Origin of the sequence: Scopulibacillus cellulosilyticus (genome assembly GCF_042665295.1) — a bacterium.
Classification (GTDB): Bacteria; Bacillota; Bacilli; order Bacillales; family Sporolactobacillaceae; genus Scopulibacillus_A; species Scopulibacillus_A cellulosilyticus.
Genome location: NZ_JBHTCO010000014.1, coordinates 50991 through 73216 on the forward strand (window position 1 = coordinate 50991; position 22226 = coordinate 73216).

At 39.3% G+C, this 22226-nt stretch carries 21 protein-coding genes and 1 pseudogene; 16 read left to right on the forward strand and 6 right to left on the reverse strand.

The features are described 5' to 3' along the window. Window positions 1-3: 3 nt before the first annotated feature. From ACFQRG_RS11550 to ACFQRG_RS11565, 4 genes and pseudogenes are all read left to right on the forward strand, one after another. Window positions 4-105 (forward strand): annotated as a pseudogene (locus ACFQRG_RS11550) (MBL fold metallo-hydrolase); the annotation flags it as partial. Between the two features lie 82 nt (window positions 106-187). Then, window positions 188-733 (forward strand): hypothetical protein, encoded by a 546-nt coding sequence (locus ACFQRG_RS11555; protein WP_380966102.1) that lies wholly within the window; start codon window positions 188-190, stop codon window positions 731-733. 187 nt (window positions 734-920) lie between these two features. Next, a complete protein-coding gene (locus ACFQRG_RS11560; RefSeq protein WP_380966103.1) occupies window positions 921-1313 on the forward strand; it encodes a CidA/LrgA family protein in 393 nt (130 codons plus the stop codon). Beyond that, window positions 1307-1999, forward strand: coding sequence for an LrgB family protein (locus ACFQRG_RS11565; protein WP_380966104.1), 693 nt, complete (start codon window positions 1307-1309; stop codon window positions 1997-1999). The genes ACFQRG_RS11560 and ACFQRG_RS11565 overlap by 7 nt, the downstream gene beginning before the upstream one ends. A gap of 101 nt (window positions 2000-2100) precedes the next feature. On the opposite strand, the gene ACFQRG_RS11570 is transcribed toward ACFQRG_RS11565, so the two are convergent. Further along, window positions 2101-2409: a PepSY domain-containing protein gene (locus ACFQRG_RS11570; protein WP_380966105.1), complete on the reverse strand. Its 309-nt coding sequence runs from the start codon at window positions 2407-2409 to the stop codon at window positions 2101-2103. 238 nt (window positions 2410-2647) lie between these two features. Here ACFQRG_RS11570 and ACFQRG_RS11575 point away from each other — a divergent pair, with 238 nt between their 5' ends. Both ACFQRG_RS11575 and ACFQRG_RS11580 read left to right on the forward strand, forming a co-directional pair. Continuing rightward, window positions 2648-3751 carry a M42 family metallopeptidase gene (locus tag ACFQRG_RS11575; RefSeq protein WP_380966106.1) on the forward strand — a complete coding sequence of 368 codons (1104 nt, stop codon included), beginning with the start codon at window positions 2648-2650 and terminating at the stop codon, window positions 3749-3751. Window positions 3752-3776: 25 nt separating this feature from the next. Then, on the forward strand, window positions 3777-4298 hold the full coding sequence (locus ACFQRG_RS11580; protein WP_380966107.1) for a DUF84 family protein: 522 nt from the start codon (window positions 3777-3779) through the stop codon (window positions 4296-4298). A 26-nt stretch (window positions 4299-4324) separates the two neighbouring features. On the opposite strand, the gene ACFQRG_RS11585 is transcribed toward ACFQRG_RS11580, so the two are convergent. After that, window positions 4325-4765 (reverse strand): YtoQ family protein, encoded by a 441-nt coding sequence (locus tag ACFQRG_RS11585; RefSeq protein WP_380966109.1) that lies wholly within the window; start codon window positions 4763-4765, stop codon window positions 4325-4327. Between the two features lie 309 nt (window positions 4766-5074). Between ACFQRG_RS11585 and ACFQRG_RS11590 the strand changes: the two genes are divergently transcribed. The 9 genes from ACFQRG_RS11590 to ccpA all read left to right on the forward strand — a co-directional run bounded on the left by ACFQRG_RS11590 (window position 5075) and on the right by ccpA (window position 15368). After that, complete coding sequence (locus tag ACFQRG_RS11590; protein ID WP_380966110.1) at window positions 5075-5878, forward strand: DUF1444 domain-containing protein; 804 nt, start codon at window positions 5075-5077, stop codon at window positions 5876-5878. Between the two features lie 25 nt (window positions 5879-5903). Beyond that, window positions 5904-6527, forward strand: a complete 624-nt coding sequence (ytpR, locus tag ACFQRG_RS11595) for a YtpR family tRNA-binding protein (protein WP_380966111.1) — start codon at window positions 5904-5906, stop codon at window positions 6525-6527. Between the two features lie 65 nt (window positions 6528-6592). Then, complete coding sequence (locus tag ACFQRG_RS11600) at window positions 6593-9004, forward strand: DNA translocase FtsK (RefSeq protein ID WP_380966112.1); 2412 nt, start codon at window positions 6593-6595, stop codon at window positions 9002-9004. A 247-nt stretch (window positions 9005-9251) separates the two neighbouring features. Next, window positions 9252-10352 (forward strand): nicotinate phosphoribosyltransferase, encoded by a 1101-nt coding sequence (locus tag ACFQRG_RS11605; RefSeq protein WP_380966113.1) that lies wholly within the window; start codon window positions 9252-9254, stop codon window positions 10350-10352. A gap of 188 nt (window positions 10353-10540) precedes the next feature. Then, entirely contained in the window at window positions 10541-11833 is a 1293-nt protein-coding gene (gene murC / locus ACFQRG_RS11610) for a UDP-N-acetylmuramate--L-alanine ligase (RefSeq protein ID WP_380966114.1), read from the forward strand. A gap of 111 nt (window positions 11834-11944) precedes the next feature. After that, a complete protein-coding gene (locus tag ACFQRG_RS11615) occupies window positions 11945-12370 on the forward strand; it encodes a DUF948 domain-containing protein (RefSeq protein WP_380966115.1) in 426 nt (141 codons plus the stop codon). Window positions 12371-12482: 112 nt separating this feature from the next. Then, window positions 12483-12836, forward strand: a complete 354-nt coding sequence (locus ACFQRG_RS11620) for a YtxH domain-containing protein (protein WP_380966116.1) — start codon at window positions 12483-12485, stop codon at window positions 12834-12836. 197 nt (window positions 12837-13033) lie between these two features. Beyond that, complete coding sequence (locus ACFQRG_RS11625; RefSeq protein ID WP_380966117.1) at window positions 13034-14116, forward strand: bifunctional 3-deoxy-7-phosphoheptulonate synthase/chorismate mutase; 1083 nt, start codon at window positions 13034-13036, stop codon at window positions 14114-14116. 250 nt (window positions 14117-14366) lie between these two features. After that, window positions 14367-15368, forward strand: coding sequence for a catabolite control protein A (gene ccpA, locus ACFQRG_RS11630; RefSeq protein WP_380966118.1), 1002 nt, complete (start codon window positions 14367-14369; stop codon window positions 15366-15368). Window positions 15369-15502: 134 nt separating this feature from the next. Here ccpA and ACFQRG_RS11635 read toward each other — a convergent pair whose 3' ends face one another. The 3 genes from ACFQRG_RS11635 to ACFQRG_RS11645 all read right to left on the reverse strand — a co-directional run bounded on the left by ACFQRG_RS11635 (window position 15503) and on the right by ACFQRG_RS11645 (window position 17961). Next, on the reverse strand, window positions 15503-15964 hold the full coding sequence (locus ACFQRG_RS11635) for a MarR family winged helix-turn-helix transcriptional regulator (protein WP_380966119.1): 462 nt from the start codon (window positions 15962-15964) through the stop codon (window positions 15503-15505). Between the two features lie 134 nt (window positions 15965-16098). After that, window positions 16099-17250 carry an acetoin utilization protein AcuC gene (locus tag ACFQRG_RS11640; RefSeq protein WP_380966120.1) on the reverse strand — a complete coding sequence of 384 codons (1152 nt, stop codon included), beginning with the start codon at window positions 17248-17250 and terminating at the stop codon, window positions 16099-16101. 78 nt (window positions 17251-17328) lie between these two features. Continuing rightward, on the reverse strand, window positions 17329-17961 hold the full coding sequence (locus tag ACFQRG_RS11645) for a GNAT family N-acetyltransferase (RefSeq protein ID WP_380966122.1): 633 nt from the start codon (window positions 17959-17961) through the stop codon (window positions 17329-17331). A 153-nt stretch (window positions 17962-18114) separates the two neighbouring features. Here ACFQRG_RS11645 and acsA point away from each other — a divergent pair, with 153 nt between their 5' ends. Continuing rightward, entirely contained in the window at window positions 18115-19833 is a 1719-nt protein-coding gene (gene acsA, locus ACFQRG_RS11650) for an acetate--CoA ligase (protein ID WP_380966123.1), read from the forward strand. A gap of 43 nt (window positions 19834-19876) precedes the next feature. Here acsA and ACFQRG_RS11655 read toward each other — a convergent pair whose 3' ends face one another. After that, window positions 19877-21889 carry an FUSC family protein gene (locus ACFQRG_RS11655; RefSeq protein WP_380966124.1) on the reverse strand — a complete coding sequence of 671 codons (2013 nt, stop codon included), beginning with the start codon at window positions 21887-21889 and terminating at the stop codon, window positions 19877-19879. Window positions 21890-22226 lie beyond the last annotated feature (337 nt).

Below are 22226 nucleotides of genomic sequence, written 5' to 3' on the forward strand. Positions count from 1 at the left end.
ATGGAAAATAAAGCTTGGTTTTCTTTTTATCATGATGCCTGCTATCGAGCAATAAAATGGGATAAAGAGGGTAATTTCATCGATGAAATAAAACGTATTCGCTAAGCTTCAAAGGTTAATAGCAAAGACTAAATTTTCGCACTCATTTGACTAGTTATGTGGTATGATTAGTTTAGGAGGGGAAAAGATGGTAAAAAAACTATTTGTAACATTTTCAGCTGTTATGATGGTCTTTTTTAGTGCTTTTGGATTCGTTGAAGCTAGAACGGTTACAAGTGGAAAAATGTACAATGAAATTAACAAGCAAAACAAAACGGGTCATTATGATTACAAAAATGGTTCACTTCAATTACAGCATGTAGAGCAGATTAATCTTTCAAAGCCTGTTAAAGTCGATAAGGCTGGTAAAAAAGTAAAAATTACGAAGCTGACAGCGGCTGTAGCATCGTACAAAACAGTAAGAGATAAGATATTTTACAAAGACTGGAACGATTATGTCTACTATGCTCCGGAAATCAATCAGGTCCTGACACCGGGAGATGTTAACAGCATACCGGCAGTTAAAGATTTTCAAAAAAAATATACTTCCAGCGTTACACTTGAATTAGGTCCGATTTTAGGTCTTCTCGCACTTTTAATTATTGTACCAATTATATTTTTAATCATCTGGAATAAGAAGAAATTTTCAACACTGGAGTATAAAATTTATAACGGTCTTGTAGACACCGAGTAATTTAAAATTAAAAAAACTGGAGAATGATAATCATCGTTCTTCGGTTTTTTTGTTTGCTTGTGATTTGCGGCAATATTCTATCTTGAATGAAAGCGATAAAAATGAGAATAAAAGGATGATATAATGCCTTAAGGAAGGGCCAGTTGAAATAATAGACGAAACCTAAAAATGAAATAAGGTGAAATAAATGAAATTCGTAATTGTTATACTGCAAATTGCTCTTTTATATGTTTTTTATTTTATAGGTAATTGTCTGCAAAATGTGCTTCATTTGCCGATACCGGGCAGCATTCTTGGAATGATTTTGCTGTTTCTGCTGCTATGTTTTAAAATCGTTCCTTTAAAGTCTATCGAAACTGGATCACAATTTTTACTTGCTTATTTACCGGTGTTTTTTATTCCTGCAACAACAGGTGTAATGAATTATTATCATTTTTTTATGGGCAGCGGTGTCATTCTTTTCTTTATTACGATTTTAAGTACACTAATGGTCATGGTTTTTTCAGGTTTGACAACACATTATTTATCAAAAAGAAAATCGGATCATCAAGCTGAAAGGAAGGAGGATAAAGCATGTTAAAAGCAACCATCGCCATCGCTATGATTCTATTAACGATAGTGATTTATTTTTTTATGAGCCGTTTATATCGCAGGTTTAATACACCATTTCTAATTCCTGCTCTATCATCAACATTATGTCTGGTTTTATTGCTTATCCTCTTTGGGGTTCCGTATAAAACATATATGTTAGGCGGACAATTTATTAACCTTCTATTGGGGCCGGCTGTTGTGTCCTTGGCATACCCGCTTTATAAACAAAGAGCTGTTTTGTTACAAAGCCTCATCCCAATCTTAAGCGGTGTTATTGTCGGTTCGATTGTCGGTATAGTCAGCGGGTTGCTATTTGCAAAATCTATTGGGGTTGAGAAAAGCCTCGTTATGTCATTAGTTCCGAAGTCTGTGACGACGCCGGTTGCAATGGGGATTGCTGAGGAATTGGGCGGCAGGCCATCTCTAACTGTTATTTTTGTTATGATTGCCGGATTTACCGGCGCTGTTATAGGACCATATATCCTCAAGTGGTTAAGAATCAGCAGTATATTAGGAAAAGGGATTGCTTTAGGGAGCGCCTCCCACGCCATCGGAACCTCCAAGGCGTTTGAATATGGAGAAAAGGCAGCCACAGTCAGCTCGGTAGCGATGACTTTATGTGCTATTTTAGATTCTATATTTGGACCGTTGATTGTTTGGATTTTTTACAGTTGAAGGCAGTATAAAAAAGCTTGGCATTTGCCAAGCTTTTTTATACTGGCGGAAAGAATAACGCTCTGTCTTCGCCTTAGGGCTTGTCATCCGTAAGTTTCACTTTATTGCGCTTTTAAATCGAGGATTGTACCTGTTGATGCGTCAGCGATAAAATCGAAATGTTCAAGGTTTTCACCGTCTTTAGCGGTCAGTCCGCCTTTGTACACTTTATAAGAAAGGCCATTTTGATAATAATCTTCCGGAGTAAGGTATACCCAGGCGCCATCAATGTTAAGTGATTTTTTTGCAGCTCTTTTCACAATCTGCATCACTTGCTCCGGGCTTAATTGCGATTTTTGTAAGGATTTTTGTAATACATATCCTCCTGCTAAGCCAACACCGAATGCAATAGCTATGTTTTTAAATTTCATTTTTTTCACCCCTCAAAATAAAATGACTCTATACTTAAAGTATACAGAAGAATAGGAAAGCAACCAAGAAAATAATTCTTAATTTTAATTTATCAAATGATAGCGTCATATCGTGAAATTGGAAGCGGATAAGTTTTTTTTGTAAGATAAATATAAGAAGCGAATGTTCAAAACGATATAAACACAGCTTTTAAACTTTTTGAACAGGTCCTAATAATGTTGGAAAGGAAGTTACTATATGAATAATGATACATTAAAACTTTTTAAAACGTTAACAGAATTACGCGGTGCATCAGGGTTTGAACATGAAGTCCGCCAATTTATGAGACAAGAACTTGAGAAATATGCCGATGAATTGATTCAAGACCGCCTGGGCAGTGTATTTGGGGTTAAGAAGGGAGATCATGAAGGTCCGAAAGTAATGGTGGCCGGCCACATGGATGAAGTTGGCTTTATGATTACACAGATTACAGATAATGGCATGCTTCGCTTTCAAACGCTTGGCGGCTGGTGGAGCCAAGTGCTGCTTGCCCAACGGGTTCAAATTTTAACTGACAAAGGAACAGTTATTGGCGTTATCTCATCGATTCCCCCTCATCTTTTGGAAGATGAGCAAAAAAATAAACCAATGGATGTTAAAAATATGCTCATAGATATAGGGGCTGATGATAAAGAAGATGCGATAAAATTAGGGATAAAGCCGGGGCAGGCTGCTGTACCTATTTGTCCGTTCACACCTATGGCTAATAAGAAGAAAATATTGGCTAAATCATGGGATAACCGTTATGGCTGCGGCTTAGCTATTGAGCTCCTTAAAGAGCTTGAAGGAGAGTCGTTGCCAAACACGCTTTATTCCGGTGCAACCGTCCAAGAAGAAGTTGGTCTAAGAGGAGCTAAAACAGCTTCAAATATGATCAAGCCTGATATTTTCTTTGCGGTTGATGCCTCGCCGGCAAATGATATGTCCGGTGATAAAAAGGCATTCGGACATTTAGGCAAAGGGACATTGCTGCGAATCTTTGATAGAACAATGATTACACATCGCGGCATGAGAGAATTTGTATTAGACACTGCAGAGACGCATCAAATTCCTTATCAATATTTTGTTTCACCAGGCGGTACAGATGCGGGGAATGTACATACAAACTTACAAGGCGTACCTTCTGCTGTCATTGGCATTTGTTCAAGATACGTTCACACATCAGCGTCCATCGTTCATGTTGACGATTACGCAGCTGCAAAAGCTTTGCTAACTGAACTGGTCAAAGCAACAGATAAGACGACAGTTGCGTCAATTCATAATAAAAAGGGACATGACTTAACGGGCTTTCAAGCTTTTTAAGTGTTTAATAAAGGTGGTTTTTGATATGGTTACATTTGGCGTAGGTTCGCATAATCCTGCAAAAATAAGAGCTGTTGAGCGTTTAAGTGAATTTTTTAACTTAACTGTTCAGGCTGTTGATGTTCCGTCCGGCGTATCGGATCAGCCAAGGTCTGATGATGAAACAAAACGCGGGGCTGTCCAAAGAGCAAAGGGAGTCATAGAAAAAAGCAACGCAGATTTTGGCGTCGGCCTTGAAGGCGGTATTATGGAAATAAACAATACAGTCTATGTTTGTAATTGGGGAGCATTAGTTGATCGGAACGGACAAGTATTCACAGCCAGCGGGGCCCGGATTCCTCTTCCCGAATCTATCGCGGAAGGACTTCGGACAGGAATTGAATTAGGAGACGTTATTGATAAATATACTAATCAATTGGATGTTAGCAAAGGCGAAGGAACAATCGGCATTTTAACTGACGGCTTAATAACACGTACGGATATGTTTTTTCATATTATGCAGCTGCTTTATGGCCAGTACCAATTTTACAGTAAATCAAAGGGGTGAGAATCTTCTCACCCTTTAATATCTCTTTAAGCAAAAATATATTTGATAATCTCAAGCGCCTGATCCTCGTTCTCTACTACAACCTGCGCTTTGTTTGATAATTCTTTCAGAGCATGATGAAGTTTGTTCGGGCGAATCAAAATAAGAGGTTTTCCTTGAGCACAAGCCTCGCCCGCATCAACAGCTGTATTCCATTGTTTGTATGATTCCCCAAAATAAGCGATCACTAAGTCCGACTTTTTCAAAAGCAGTTGAGTTCGCAAGTTATTAATCGTGGAAGCTGCTTCATCCTTCAGAACCGGATTCGGCTGCTCTCCAAGAATTTCTTCACCAATGTTATCTGATCGGTCGTGATCCTCCATTGGACCGACAAATGATACTGGCAATTCCATTGATGATGCTTTACGGCGAATGCTTTCCCTCCATGAGTCATGGATTTGCCCGGCTAAGTAAATTGTTAATTCCATTTCTAACTCTCCTTTTATATAATTTTCAATAAAATTTTAACACAAAAACTACTCTGTATGATTCATCTGTTTAACAGATTTAACATTTTTATAATCATTATGTGAAACGGACAATTAAGGTCGTATAATCCCGTATCTTTTAAGTGCTCCTGCGCCGGTGTTTACTCCAAAGGAGTTTATTCATGCAGCGGCTTTGTTTATTATGCGCGTCGGTGTAAAAAAAGCCCCGATGTTAGCTTAGTTTGCTTTATCATTGTGCGGTGAACATGGTAAAATGATTACGAGCATGAGTAAAAGTGGAGTGAGACCATGGATAGTAAAGAATTGAGAAAAATATTAGAAGAAAGATTAAAAGGTAAAAACCGAATCCTGTCGTATGATAAAAAACAGGATAAACTCAGAATAGAAGATAACAAAACTAAAAAAGGAATCACACTTTCATTGCCTGGGATTCTCAATCGTTATGAAAATGAAAAAGAAAAAGTGATTGATGAGGTTGTTTATTATATTGAAGAAGCCATGACAGTTATGAATGAGTCTCAAACGCTGTCGGGAAAAGAAAAGAAAATTTTCCCTGTCATCCGTTCTACATCCTTCCCGACAGAAACTAAAGACGGGAAACAACTTTTATATAAAGATCATACGGCTGAGACCAGAGTATTTTATGCTGTGGATTTGGAACAGTCTTACCGGCTCATTGATAAAGCCTTTATGGAATCTGAAAATATTGATGAACAAACTATTCAAGAGATGGCCAGTTTCAATCTCCGCTCGTTGCCTAATGAAATGAAAAAAGATGTCGTTGCCGGAAATGACTTTTATTTTATCAATTACAATGATGGTTATGATGCCAGCAGAATTCTTAACCAGCAATTGTTAGACGATATGAAGGAGAAGGCGAAAGGGCAGCTGACGGTCGCTGTACCGCATCAGGATGTTTTGGTTTTTGGTGATATTGTAAATGATAGAGGCTATGATGTGTTAGGGCAAATGACAATGCACTTTTTTACAAATGGAAATATTCCAATTACCTCACTTCCGTTTTTGTATGGCGATAAGGGATTGGAACCAATTTTTATTTTAGCAAAAAACAAACCAATAGACGAAGATTAGGATAGATATTGAAAGGGGAATATTGATGAATATTTTTTACAATCGTGAAGGTGTAGGAGACACGTTAATGATCCAAATGTCCTCACAAGATGCAGAGGTTCGCGGCGTTGAAAAGAAAGGTGATATGGCACGGATTTTTGATGCGGAGTCAGAAAAAACATTAGGATATAATTTATTTAACGCTTCCAAATATCTTAATATCGAATCTGAAAATGGCGCAGTCGCTGTTAATTCAGGTTTTGTAGATCATTTTAATAAGCTTCTGAAAGATAAAGGCTTTACTGACACGTTAACATATGATGACCGTCCTTCATTTATTATTGGACATGTCCTTGAAAAGGGCAAACACCCAAATGCTGATAAGCTAAGCATATGTAAAGTAGATATTGGCGATGAAACTTTACAAATCGTTTGCGGCGCACCGAATGTTGAACAAGGACAAAAAGTTGTTGTGGCACGAGTAGGCGCCGTCATGCCAAGCGGTATGTTAATTAAAGAAGCTGAACTTCGAGGGGTTCCTTCATTCGGTATGATTTGTTCTGCTAAGGAACTGGATTTGCCGAATGCCCCTGAGAAAAAGGGAATTCTTGTTCTTGATAACAATCAACCTGTCGGCGGGAATTTCTTTGCGTTAACAGAAAATCACTAGTTCATACTAGTGGTTTTCTTCTCATACTTGAACATAAAAAGGATTTTTGAAAAGAGGTGAAACCTTTGTCAAGCTGGTGGAAAAGATTTTTTAGTTTAGATGATGATGATGTTGATATTAGTGAATCTGGAGAAGACACTGAAAGGAAAGAAGAATTTAGAAAGAGATATCAGGAGCCGATATCAAGGCGTAATGATAAATATGGCCGATTGGAGGATCCAAATCGGCGTGTTCATGTCAGAATGACTCATCAATATCCCGAAAAAAAATCCAGTTCCTTTGAAACCTTTAAGCGTCCCGCATACGATCTTAATGAGAAAAAGACTCCAATCCATGATGAAAATGAAGATGCAGTGCCGAAAAAACAACCTTTTAAACCGACTGAAGTGCCGTCGCCAGTTTACGGTTTCAGAAAGCCGCCCAAACGTTCAAACAATATGAATACCGGCAGTCAGTTGAAGAACTCAAGCCAAAAAGTCCAAAAGAAATATGCGCCGCCTGCCGTGCAAAAAGATACATTTTCTGAAAGTGAGAAAGGCCCTTCCAGCCTGAGGGAATTATTGAATGACAAAAGGTCTAAAAGGGAATTAACAAAAGAAAGGCCGGACGTTAATAAACAAAACGATGACGCGGAGGATTCAACCAATAATCCTGTAAAAATAAATACAGATTATCCTGTTAAATTTAAAGAAAACGATAAGAAAATTAAAGCCGAACATGAAATGACCAATAGCCATTTACATAATGGTGAACCAGCCAAAAAAGACAATGACTTAAATAGTGAAGATCACCAAATTATTAATCAGGCAAATGAGCAAGAAACTCAAGAAACTAATGAACAAAAATATCCTAATGTTCCTGTGCATCAACCGCGCCGCCGTTCTTCGAAGGTTCCTTATAATGTTTTAATGTTTAGATCTGATAAAAATGCCTTGCAGAAAAATTTGGATGTAAAACGTCAGGACCGAGGGTTAAAAAGAGGTGAACCGTCACGGGTCACTAAAAAGCAAGAGTTAAAAGAATTTGATGAACCCGATCCTGATAACGTTCCTTTTCATTTATCGAAAACATTGTTGGATGCACCGCCTGAGACGCCGCCGCATGAGGAAGAGGACTGGATTCTGCAAAAGCAGAAGGTTCTTCAAGAAACACTTGAAAACTTCCGGGTTAAAGCTGAAATTGTCGACCATGTGCAGGGACCTGCCGTTACACGATACGAGATTCGTCTTCAGCCAGGTGTGAAGGTTAATAAAGTCATTAACTTGACAGAGGATATCAAGCTGAGCATGGCCGCGAAACAAATTAGAATAGCACCGGTACCGGGAAAGAGTACGGTTGGAATAGAAATACCTAATGATATCAGAAAGCCTGTGTACTTAAAGCATTTATTAGACTCACAAGAATTTAAAGAACATAAGTCGCCGCTTGCTGCGGTTCTCGGCCAAGACATTTCCGGCGAAAATGTTGTAACTGATCTTGCGAAGATGCCGCATGGTCTGATTGCCGGTGCAACCGGTTCAGGAAAAAGTGTTTGTATTCATTCGCTTATTTTAAGTCTTATTTACAAAACTTCACCTGATATGCTGCGTTTAATTCTTATTGATCCAAAGGTCGTGGAATTAGCTGCTTATCAAAAGCTGCCGCATTTAGCAGCCCCGGTTTTAACGCAGCCTAAAGAGGCATCGCTTGCATTGAAATGGGCTGTTGATGAAATGGAGAGGCGATACCAAACGTTTGCCGGTGCAGGTGTTCGTGATATTGGACGTTATAATAATTATATTGATCAAAAGGCGATTGACGGGGAAAAAATGCCGTATATTGTTATTATTATTGATGAACTTGCGGATCTGATGATGGTTTCCCCGCAGGATGTAGAAGAAGCAATATGCCGAATCGCACAAAAAGCCAGGGCTGCAGGCATCCACTTGCTTTTGGCTACCCAAAGGCCGTCAGTTGATGTTATTACGGGACTTATCAAATCCAATATACCGACAAGAATTGCCTTCAGTGTGTCGTCACAGGCGGATTCCCGAACTATTATTGATACCGGCGGTGCTGAAAGATTATTAGGACAAGGCGATATGCTTTTCGCGGAAAATGGGGCGCGTGAATCCAGACGGCTGCAAGGCTGTTTTGTATCCGATGAAGAAATAGACCGGGTGACAGAGGCGCTGGCTCAAATGGATGCGCCGCCGTATTTGTTTGACAAAGAAGATATGCAGCAAACTAAATATGAAGAAATGGATGAAGAGGATGATCTGTTTGAAGAGGCTGCTTACTTTGTTATTGACCAGGGGCAAGCCTCGGTATCAAGTCTGCAAAGAAAATTCCGCATAGGTTATAATCGTGCCGCACGTCTGGTTGATCAACTAGAAAGTCTGGGGATTATCTCTGAAGCGAATGGAAGTAAGCCGCGCCAAGTTTTGATGGCAAAGGAAAGCTTTGAAGAACAAGTGCTTGGTCATGAAGTTTTATAAAAAGTATATCTTCCATCAGCGGGGGTTTTGAACATCCGCCGCTGATGGTCAGTTACAGATCTTTCATGGCAACTGCACGGAACCTCTTTCGTGCTGCCAAGAGATAATTTGGATTGTATAAGAAAAATAATTATTTTTACAATCTGACTTATTAAGGTTAAAATAGATGACGGATAGTTTTTCGATAAGTTTCGGGAAACATGTTTCGAGCACTATTAGTGACTTAATAAGGGAGAATAACTGTAACATGAAGGAGATTGAGTTAAAACTTCAAGGGAAAATCAAAAGGCTTACGAACCGTACATTCAAATTTGATGAACGGGTTGGCGAAGGGTGGTTTTCCGCGGTCTATTTTTTAAAATCATGTGAGATTGCCAAAAAGTACAAACCGGACAATATTGTCACCATGCAGTTTTTTCAAAAAAACGATGCGGTCTTGTGCGGAACCGATGAAGTGATCGCATTAATTAAAACTTTTGCTAAAGACCCTGACAGTTTAGAGCTTTACTCGTTAAAAGACGGAGACAAGATTGCACCGTATGAAACAGTTATGACAATTACAGGACCATATCAGAATTTCGGCTTTTTAGAAGGCATTCTTGATGGTATACTTGCGAGAAGGACATCTGTGGCAACTCATGTCTATAATGTTGTCAAAACAGCAAGGCAATCAGGTATTCAAAAGCCCGTTATCTTCATGGGAGATCGCGACGACCATTATACCCAGCAAGCCGGCGACGGTTATGCTGCTTATGTCGGCGGTTCAACAGCCCAAGCCACTCATGCTATGAATGAATGGTGGGGAAAGCATGGTATGGGCACAATGCCGCATGCACTGATTCAATTGTTTGAGGGAGATATTGTCGAAGCGACAAAAGCTTACCATGAAAGCTACCCGGACGATGAACTCGTTACCCTTGTCGATTATAATAATGATGTCATTACAGACAGTTTAAAGGTGGCAAGAGTCTTCGGCGATAAACTTAAAGGCGTACGAATTGATACTTCAAAAAACATGGTTGATAAATATTTCTTTAGAAATCCTGATGTTCTTGGTAAATTTGATCCAAGGGGAACTAATCCGGCCCTTATTTTTGCTTTGCGTGAGGCGCTGGATAAAGAAGGTTATCAGCATGTTAAAATTGTGGCAAGCGGCGGGTTTACCATGGAAAAAATAAAATACTTTGAAGAAAACAATGTTCCGGTTGATATGTATGGCGTCGGAAGCAGTCTGTTGAAAATTAACATAGGCTTTACTGGAGATAATGTGATACTTAACGGTAAACCGGAAGCAAAAGAAGGAAGAAAATATCAGCCAAATCCCCGGCTTGAAAAGGTTAAGCTATAATTTTAAATGTGTGTTCAAAAAGGAGGACAAACAGAACCGGAGCGGCGACGCAAAGAAGAAATTTGACAGTTATGTTTCCCGGACTTTTTGAACATCCTCTTTAAGGAAATAAAAGTAATAACAAACCGTTCTAACTAGGCATATAGTGTCTATAAGCAACAATAGAGAGGTTTTTTGGAGGTCATTTTATGACAAAGTACCACTTTGTAGGAATCAAAGGAACAGGCATGAGTGCCTTGGCCCAAATTCTTCATGATATGAATGAGGATGTGCAGGGGTCTGATGTTGAAAAACGCTTTTTTACTCAAAAGGCTTTAGAAGAAAAGCAAATGAAAATATTGCCTTTTGATAAAAATAATATTCAAGATGATCAAGTGATTATCGCCGGGAATGCTTTTCCTGATGAACACGAAGAGATTGTTCAAGCGAGATCAATGGGGCTGCCTGTTCACCGCTATTTTGACTTTCTTGGAGAATTCACAAAAAAGTTTACAAGCGTAGCGATTACCGGTACTCACGGAAAAACATCAACGACTGGTTTATTGGCCCATGTTTTTAAAGGCTTTGCTCCTACATCGTATTTAATAGGTGATGGGACAGGACACGGTCAAAAAGACAGCCAATATTTCATCTTTGAATCTTGTGAATATAAACGCCACTTTTTGGCTTATGAACCTGATTATTGTATTATTACAAATATTGACTTTGATCATTCTGACTACTATAAGGGTTTGGATGATGTTGTTGATGCTTTTCAGGAAATGGCATTAAAAGTTAAAAAGGCGATTATTGCTTGCGGAGATGATAAGAAGCTCCAGAAAATTAAAACAAATGTACCGATTATTTACTATGGTTTTGATGAAGAAAACGACTTCCAAGCCAGAAATGTGGAAACAACTGAAAAAGGGTCTACATTTGACGTCTTTGTACGTAATGACTTATATGGGAACTTTACAATTCCAGGCTACGGCGACCATAATATTTTAAACGCATTAGCTGTTATTGCTTTTTGCCATTATCAAAATGTACCTTTGGAATTGTTAAAAAGCCGTTTAGCAACATTTAAAGGCGTAAAAAGGCGTTTCAGCGAAAAAGAACATGGCACTCAAGTGCTTATTGATGATTATGCTCATCATCCGACTGAGATTAGAGCCACTATTGAAGCGGCCAGAAAGAAATACCCAAATAAAAAGTTGATTGCAATTTTCCAACCTCATACTTTTACACGAACAATGACCTTTTTAGATGACTTTGCAGCGTGCCTGAAGGACGCTGATCATGTTTATCTATGTGATATTTTTGGTTCAGCAAGGGAACATGACGGGAAATTATCGATCAAAGATTTACAGGACAGGGTCCCGGGTGCTGACCTTCTGACCTTAGATACAGTCAATGAATTGAAAAAATATGATAACAGTGTTTTATTGTTTATGGGTGCCGGTGATATTCAGAAATTCCAAACAGCCTATGAAGCCCTGTAAACGACAAAAATGATTTATCTTTATCTTCTTTTTTGCTTTAAGAAAGTAATAATATACTTGGTTTAATTAAACACTATTAAGGGAAGTGTATGAAAAAAAGGAGGTTCCAACGTGATAATCATTCTTTATTTAGCTGTTGCAGTGTTGGCCATTGCGTTTGCTGTGTTAGTTTATTTTGTATCGCAGACTCTGCGTTCAGCGCAGCAAACATTGGATAATGTTGCAAAAACAATGAGCAGTATTGAAAATCAAATGCACGGTATCACGGAAGAGACAACACTACTCTTACATAATACCAATCAACTATTAGAGGATGTAGAAGGTAAATCGAAGCATCTTAATCCAATCTTTGAATCAGTTGGCGGCATTGGCAGAACAATTAAAGGCGTCAATGAATCGGTACAGAATATTACAGCCACTGTCACTAGAAAAAGTGAAGAACATTCTGAACAAGTTGCTCAAACTTTACAATGGGGTCAAGCATTTATTGAATTATGGAGTAAGTGGAGAGCAAAGAAGGCTGTTGAAAAAGAATAAAAAGTTTTCATTAATGGGTTTTTCATCTATGTTGAATGTTAGGTAATCATCTCGATTTCCTAGGGCATTTTTACCGCCCCGGGAACGAGTGAATTTTAAAAGGAGGAAATGAATGATGAGTGAGAAAAAAGTCAGTGCAAAAGGTTTTGTCATTGGTGTTTTAGTTGGCGGTACCGCCGGTGCTTTGACAGCTTTACTTCTGTCACCTAAGTCTGGCAAAGAAATTCGCAGCGGTATTAACGTGCAATCGCAGACGTTAAAGAAGAAAAGCAATGACTTAGCACAATTAGCTTTGGAGAAATCTTCGAGTATTGCTAAGACAGTTTCTGATCAGTCATCTAATGTTGTCACTAAAATGAAGGACTGGCAAGGCTCACTTCGAGGAAACAGAAAGAGCGTGGAGGTTGGCAGCTCTAAGGATTCCAAGGAACATTCATTTCCGAAAGACTATGATGAAAACAAATAAGCAATAAAAAAGAGGCGAAACCTGCGTCCTCTATAGAAAACTGGGCGATGCCCAGTTTTCTTTAATGAAATCAATTAATTAAAATAACGATAAAAGTACGATATAATAAGAGTTGTTATTTACCCGAAAAGAAGTACCGAAGATTGTATTAAAAAACGCTAAGTTTTGATAGTGCAGATGGATGGAGGAGAAATTGCATGAGTACGGCAGAAATTGATAAACTTAGAATAAAAGTAGATGAGATCGATCTCAAATTAAGGGACATGTTAAATGAGAGGGCTGGGTTAGTCAAAGATATCAGCCGTCTCAAAAAGGTTCATGGGCTGCCAAGTTTTGATCCTATTCGTGAAAGGGAAATGCTAAATCATATTGCAGACAATAACGAAGGCCCATTCGAAACCGGAACCCTTCAGCATATTTTTAAGGAAATTTTTAAAGCCGGCTTGGAATTACAAGAAAATGATCATCGAAAAGCACTGTTAGTTTCACGCCGGAAAAAGGCGGAAGATACGATTGTTCAAGTCAATCAGGATAGTATTGGCGATGGGATACAACGTCTGGTTGCCGGTCCTTGCTCTGTTGAAAGTTATGAACAAACCGCAAGAGTTGCCGAAAGCTTAAAAAAACATGGACTGGCTTTATTAAGAGGCGGCGCTTTCAAACCAAGAACTTCTCCATATGATTTTCAAGGATTAGGATTGGAAGGTTTGAAAATTTTAAAACGTGTGGCAGATGAATATAATTTGTCTGTTATCAGTGAAATTGTTTCACCAAAAGATATTGAAACAGCCGAAGAGTATATTGATGTCATTCAAATTGGCGCAAGAAATATGCAAAACTTTGAGTTGCTGAAAGAAGCCGGTAAATCAAATAAGCCGGTATTATTAAAAAGGGGTCTTGCAGCGACAATTGAAGAATTTATGAACGCAGCGGAATATATTATTTCATCCGGAAACGAAAATATTATTTTATGTGAACGCGGGATACGGACTTATGAAAGAGCAACAAGAAATACATTAGATATTTCGGCTGTTCCGATATTAAAACAAGAGACACATTTGCCAGTTTTAGTAGATGTAACCCATTCAACAGGAAGACGGGATTTGCTTCTTCCAACTGCAAAAGCGGCACTTGCTATCGGCGCTGACGGTATAATGGCTGAAGTTCATCCTGATCCTGCAGTAGCTTTATCGGATGCAGCACAGCAAATGGATTTAGAGCAATTTGACCAATTTGTTGAGCAGCTGAAGAAATACGGTCTTCATACAAATGAAAAATAATTAGTCTGGATGCCCCTGCCTTTTCAAAGGCAGGGGATCTCACTTTTTATACGTACTATTATTATGTTTTATATTTTGACAAATATTTATTGACTAGTTACTGTTAAAATGATAGAAATAATGGGTATCATTAATAATGAGATAATCGAACTTAATATATGAAAACTGACTCAGTCGTTAAGATTAATATAGTTCTGGTTATAATAAAAAGTAAAAAGACGCTAGTAATAGTTTTATGAGGAGGACGTAGATGATGAGCGCAACAATTTATGATGTGGCGAGAGAAGCGGGGGTTTCAATGGCGACCGTTTCCAGGGTGGTTAATGGAAATCCCAATGTTAAACCAACGACAAGAAAAAAAGTTTTGGATGCCATTGAAAAGTTAGGATATCGTCCAAATGCAGTGGCCCGGGGTCTCGCAAGTAAAAAAACAACGACAGTAGGCGTTATTATTCCGGATATCTCAAGTATTTTCTTTTCTGAACTGGCACGGGGAATCGAAGATATTGCAACGATGTATAAGTATAATATTATCCTTTGTAACTCAGATCAAAATCCGGATAAGGAAATCCATTTAATACATACATTACTGGGCAAACAAGTTGATGGGATCGTCTTTATGGGCGGAAAAATTACCTACAGGCATGTGGAAGAATTTAAAAAGTCACCGGTTCCAATTGTATTGGCTGCAACAGTAGACGGGCATAAAGAAATTCCTTCAGTTAATATTAATTATGCAGAAGCGGTTTGCGATGCTGTTTCTCATTTCGTTGAAAATAATCATAAAAATATCGCTTTTGTATCTGGACCCCTTGATGATCCGATCAACGGTGTATATAAATTAAATGGTTATAAAAAGGCGCTTGAAGAAGGCGGTTTAAATTATGATGAGAAATATGTTGCTGAAGGCGATTACACTTATGACACGGCAAAAGAAGTAACAGCCCATCTTTTGCAGCTGGAAGAAAGACCGACAGCCATTTTAGCCGGAACAGACGAAATGGCGCTTGGTGTCATTCATGAAATTCAAGATCAGGGCTTGAATGTACCTAATGATATTGAGGTCATAAGCTGTGATAATACAAGACTGGCGCAAATGGTTCGGCCGACACTCTCCAGTGTTGTGCAGCCAATGTATGATATCGGTGCAGTCGCCATGCGTCTGTTAACAAAATATATGAGCAATGAAGAAGTAAGCGACCATATTGTCGTGCTTCCTCACCGGATTGAACTTAGGGATTCAACTAAATAACATAAAAGAACCGGAATTTTTTGTTCCGGTTCTTCTTGTCAAAATGTAATACTGGGAAAAAGGAATTCAGCTATACTCAAGTTAAATGGATTTGTCTCTTCACGTCACAAGCTCCAGAGGCGTCAATTCAAGTCTTAGCTTTGTTCTTTGATACTGATACCAAGCTTTTTAAGTAAAAGTATTAATGTTTCTTTTTCTTCTTCTTCAAGACCGCTCATGGCACTTTTTAATGCCTGCTTATGTTTTGGAAAAATTTCTTTTAATAATTGATTCCCTTTGTCTGTTAGTTCAGCATAAGTCACTCTTCTATCATCTGGACAAGGTCTTCTTTTTAGATATCCCTTTTTTTCGAGCTGGTCAACAACGTATGTGATGCTGCCGCTGGCAAGAAGTATACGATGCCGGATCTGCTGAATAGGCTGAGGTCCTTTATGATATAAAAGTTCCAGAACACCGAACTCTGTAAAATTAATTTCGTATTGTTTAATATCTTTTTTCGCATAATCCATGATGGATTTATAAGCATGAGAAAGGACAACCATAAGGTGTAAGGATGGATCTTTATCTTGCTTCATTTCTTTTTTTTCTATATCCATTTTGTTCAACCTTTCTGCTTTCTATATCTCGAATTCGAGTCAATTATATAACTATAAAAATCATATGTCAACTTTGCAATCTAAAAATGTCAGAACCCCGCCTTGATTGATCCAGCGCGGGGTTCCAAAACTTTTTACATTGTTCTGTAAATAGATTGCAGCAATTGTCTCAGAGCTACTTGATTTCTCTGAGTGATTTCATTATGGCGGGGAATGGCCGGGTAGCTGTCAACAGGGTCGAGCCACTTATCCGGCATTTTCCTTGCAGTTTTCTCCCATTTTTTCACATATTCAATAGGCAATTCATCATCATCGCGCTCGAATCCGCTCATCTCCATCCATAATAATGACCAAGCTCTAGGGACAACCCGCCATATATCATATCCGCCTCCGCCAACAGCAATCCATTTGCCATTCGTATACCGATGAGCTAACTGATGGATGATGCGGGGAATCTCCTGGTAACTTTTCATTGAAAGGCATAAATGTGTAAGCGGGTCATAAAAATGGGCGTCAGCGCCATGTTGAGATACGATGATATCAGGCTTAAAAAATGAAGCCACTTCATTGATTGATTCTTTAAATACTTCGATCCAGGAATCATCTTCTGTAAAAGCATCAACAGGAATATTAAAACAATATCCATAGCCCTTTCCCGTGCCTCTTTCGGTTGTTTCACCCGTACCCGGAAATAAGTAGCGCCCGGTTTCGTGAATGGAATACGTACAAACATCAGCATCCTCATAGAAGGACCACTGGACGCCGTCTCCATGATGAGCATCAGTGTCAATGTACAACACTCTTAAGTTATGACATTCCCTTAAATGTTTAATAGCAATGGAAACATCGTTATATACACAAAAGCCTGATCCGCGGTTTCTTATACCATGATGAAGGCCGCCGCTGATATTTAATGCATGATCAACTTTTCCTTCCATGACTAAATCAACACATGTTAAAGTGGCGCCAACAACATCCAAAGCGGCTTGATGCATCCCTTCAAAAATGGGTGTATCTTCAGTATCCAATCCAAAAACTTTCGCCTTTGGGCACTTGCTATTAGGGAGACTGGCTTGTTTAACCACTTCAATATAAGCGGGGTCATGGATCATAAGCAAATCATCTTCGGAACCTTTGCGGGGGGAAACAATCATCGAATCGTTAAGGGCCCCGCATGATTTTAATAGATCAATGGTTAGCTCAATCCTTAAGGGATTGAAAGGATGATGATCATTAAACTTATAATTTAAAAGTTCTTTTGAATATACAAATGCACTTTTATACATAGGCTGTACTTCCTTTTCTTTATGTCAGTTTATTTTTTGTCATTTCTCTAATCTAATATCCAACTTCCAACTTCCAAACTAGTACATATATTTATATTTAAATCTCAAATGGTCAAAATCTTCAATGGCGTCTTTAGGTACATGGCTCCCAATACGAACCATTAAACAATTGGCAGGGTGTGAACAAATTTCCGGGTCATCAGTTGCAAACACTTCCAAACCGCCTGCTTGCATCATTTTTTCCATTACTTTGCGGTAATCCCATACAGATAAACCTGTTCCTTTTAAATCCCAATGCCAATAATATTCCGTTGTGATGATAATATAGTTATCCATAAATGGATCCATCATTGAGACGTTTAGCAAACCTTTACCAACTTTATATTTTCGAAAATCAGGTATAACTTCAATAGCGCCCAACTCAATGAGATAAGGATTATTGCTTTCAGACCATCTTTCTAAAGGGTCTGGATAAAGGTATGTGACGTAACCGATGATTTTATTATGGTTTCTGGCGATAATGATGCGCCCATCAGGCAAATCGGCAATTTCTTTAAGGGCCTCAAACTGTTCCTGAGCGGGGCGGAAAGCTGTTAAGTCATCATGAAATTGATAGGTTTCAAGCCGCGATTTCGGGATAGGCCCCTCTATTACAAGTTTTCCCTTAGGTGTTGCGAGTGTCATAGCGTTGTATGTTTTTATATGGTTCAATCGGGTTACCCCCTAACTAATCAATCACTATTATTATACCCTTCTGCTGTAAGGGTTTACAATCCGTAAAATAATTGTAATTTAAAATTTTGAGAAATATCTAGTTTTATAATATAATAGCTGTATACGATTTCAAGTGAGGAGGAAATGATAATGGAATATGAAACATTACCAGCAAGTTCCGGGAAACATAATCTTGAAGATTACGATAAAGCGAGGGAGCAATTTAACTGGGAAAAAGTTGAAGAAGCCTTTACTTGGAGTAAAACAGGAAAAGTAAATATTGCATATGAAGCTATCGATCGGCACGCTGAAAGCGAAAGAAAAAATAAAGTCGCTTTATATTATTCAAATGGCGAAAGAAACGAGAAATATACTTTTTCAGAAATGAAAAGGTTATCGAATAAAGCCGCTAATGTGCTGAAAAGAGCCGCTGATGTTGAAAAGGGCGACCGTGTGTTTATTTTTATGCCAAGATCGCCTGAACTTTATACAGCACTATTGGGCGCTGTTAAATTAGGGGCTATTGTCGGGCCGCTTTTCGAAGCATTTATGGAAGGAGCTGTCAGAGACCGCCTCGAAGACAGTGAAGCCAAAGTAATTATAACAACACCCGATTTAGTAGATCGTGTTCCGTATAAAGATCTTGAACATCTAAAGACTGTAGTGATCGTTGGCGACGATGTTAAAGAAGAAGGGCCGTTTATTGATTTTCATAAATGGATGAAGGATGCAAGCGATCAATTGGATATTGAATGGGTTGACAGGGAAGACGGCTTGATTCTTCATTATACATCAGGCTCTACCGGCAAACCAAAAGGTGTTCTCCATGTCCATAACGCCATGCTCCAGCAGTATCAAACAGGAAAATACGTCCTTGATTTGAAAGAGGATGATGTTTACTGGTGTACGGCTGATCCGGGCTGGGTAACAGGCACATCGTACGGTATATTTGCCCCTTGGTTAAACGGTGCATCCAGCGTGGTTCGCGGGGGGCGCTTTAAGCCGGAAGATTGGTACCAAACAATTGAAGACTACGGTGTTACCGTTTGGTACAGTGCACCAACTTCATTCCGGATGCTGATGGGTGCGGGTCAGGATGTTTTGGAAAAATATAATTTATCAAGTTTACGTCATATTCTTTCCGTCGGTGAACCGCTTAATCCTGAGGTTGTCCGCTGGGGAGTTCAGGTTTTCCAAAAAAGAATTCATGATACGTGGTGGATGACAGAAACCGGTGCTATGATGATCTGTAACTATCCATCGATGCCGTTAAAGCCCGGATCAATGGGCAAACCGATTCCTGGTGTAACCGCTGCTATTGTTGATGATCATGGTAATGAATGCCCGCCTAATACCATGGGTAATTTAGCACTTAAAAAAGGTTGGCCTTCAATGATGAGAACCATTTGGAATAATGAAGAAAAATATAATTCTTATTTCACGCCTGAGGGCTGGTATGTGTCAGGTGACTCCGCCTACATGGATGAAGATGGTTACTTCTGGTTCCAAGGACGTATTGATGATGTTATTATGACGAGCGGTGAGCGCGTCGGTCCGTTTGAGGTTGAAAGCAAGCTTGTTGAACATCCGGCTGTAGCTGAAGCAGGGGTTATTGGCATACCTGACCCTGTCAGAGGCGAAATTATCAAAGCGTTCATTGGTCTTCGTGAAGGATATGAACCAAATGATGAATTAAAAGAAGATATCCGTTTGTTTGTTAAAAAAGGTTTGGCGGCACATGCAGCACCGAGACAAATTGAATTTCGTGATAAGTTGCCGAAAACAAGAAGCGGAAAAATTATGAGACGGGTTTTAAAAGCTTGGGAGTTAGATTTGCCGACAGGCGATTTATCAACAATGGAAGATTAATGTAAACTTAATAGTCTGTCGAGGTATTCTCGACAGACTATAATTATTTTTCCGTATGAATGCCTTCTAAGCATTGATGTAATAATTGTAATTCCATATTAATTCTTGGATATTCGGGAATCACAGGTAAGTTTAATTGTTTAGGGCGGCGTCTCTCAATGACCGCGGTCTCCAGTTCGTGGAATGCCTCATTAATTTGCTCAATTGTCCTGACAGGAACGGGGGTTATTGCAGTATGATGCTTATATATAGCTATTAATAATTGTCCAAGCTTTTGGGCAGCTATTACCGCAGGCCAAAGCGACTCGAGTTCCGGCCTCGGACGGGTTGATTCATTAATGGCGTTGTCATAAACAGTACGTAAATGTACAAGGTTGCTTTCAAGGGTTTGTTGATCTTTTAATAATTTTGTTTGGTTAACATTCTCTTGTTTATCAAACAAACTAGATAAAATTTTACCCTCATAACGAATGGTATGACCAATAACAGCAGGTAAACGAAGTGAAGCCGCCCGCCTCCATAACAAAATACCTCCGATAAACCCAATCACACTGCCAAGCAATATATCAAATAACCGGTCAGCAATTAAAGATTGCGTCGTAAGAGACGATTGTCCGGCTTCAGCAATGAGAAGCGCTAATGGCGTTATCATAGTAACTGCTGCCCCATAATTACGGGGGATATATAATTCAACGCCAAATTGAAGAAGCATGACTAATAAGGCAACAGTGAAATCCTGCGGTTCCAGAGTGAGGATAAGAGCGCCAATAATAATACCAACCATCGTTCCTATCGATCTTTGCAATGTCCTGTGGAAAATGCCGATGAACGTCATGCCTTCCAGTACTGCAGCGCAGGAAATAGGTACCCAGTAAGGACGCTCGCTGCCTATAACATGAGCAATAAGTGTTGCAATAACGACAACAATAGCATTACGGAAAGCTGAAGGTAAGACAAGCGAGCTCATGTCAAAGGCACTTTGAAAAACAGATCGCAGGCTGCGCCGGCGATAAAACTGTATACCCAACTTATCTTCTGAATATTTACCTTCCGCAATGGCCGCTGCAGACAATAATTCCGCGTATATTTGTTTTCTCGCCTTTGTAGACTTCTCAGGCTCAGGAATTTTTAAAGAGGCGGCTCTAAGAGGATCTGCAACTGTATCAGCAATCGCCCGGATTGCGGCAGGACATTCGGGAAGGATAGCCCCGCTTTTTTCTCCGGCAAGCTCTATCCCTGCAAGAAATAAGGCATTAGCTTTTCTTTTTAGCAGAAGAAGCCGATCAGAATATTTGTTTTGCCTCCGCCATATGCTGGAAGTTACAGCATCTTCGGCATTTCGCAGAGCAACGGCCGCACGATGTTCTGCTTCATGTACTTTTGGCGTCCCAATGGCCTCTATAAATGCGGATACTTCCCTAAAAGCATTTGTCACAGCATTGGTCTCCGGCCCATGAGGTTTAACAAGCCATCCTGCCATGGCAATTAACCATGACAACATACCTCCGGCAAAGGCAAGTATAGCGTTCAATGGCGCTTGTGAGGGATTGATTGGCAGCCCTGTACCAATACCGAAGGCCATGACGAAGAAAAATCCGGCGGGGCGGGTGACATTAAAGGCACCGCAAAGGAATGTCGCACCTGCACTGACAATACCTATTGCAATAGCGGTCATCCAGAGTGAAGGCGCGCAAAATGTTCCTAAACCAAACGAAATGGCGAGACCGCAAGCCACAAATAATAACTTTACAGCTCTTTTGGCATACGTCTCATTACTTTTGGCATAAAGAAAAGTAAAACCGCCCATATTGGCAAGCAATCCCCAAACAAAATGGTTAAAGGCAATGCCTATCAAAAGCGGTAAGCCAATGCTTAACCCGGCACCCATAGCTCTTAGCCATGGAAACGGTATTTGCCGGTGCTTGAAAGCCGCTCTGAAACCAAGGGGTTTTGGCGGAGGCGGCGTAAATACCTCGTTTTTCTTTGATTCTTCAAATATTCCGCCTCGCAGAGATTTTGACGGATCTGCATAGGCCAGTTTCTTTTGTTTCTTCATATATATCACCTAGTTTGTATTAAAAAACATTAACTCATTAATTATAGATACAAAGTCTGAATGAAGTCAAAATCAAGGCGTTTTAGTTTGGCTTTTATTAAAAATATTTAACCCTATTGAGTGATCAGTCATTCGATAGGGTTTTTAGGCGTTTGTCCCGGTGCAACCGTCCGTAAGACTTCGAATGTAACGGACGTACGCAGCTGGCGGTTTATTATTTAAATGGAAAGCTTAAATAAGGGGAATAATAAGGCATTATCACAATATGTGATAGTGTCTTTCTTTTTTTAAAAGTGACTTTGTCATTTTTTTGTAATCATTTAAAGAAGCGGTTATG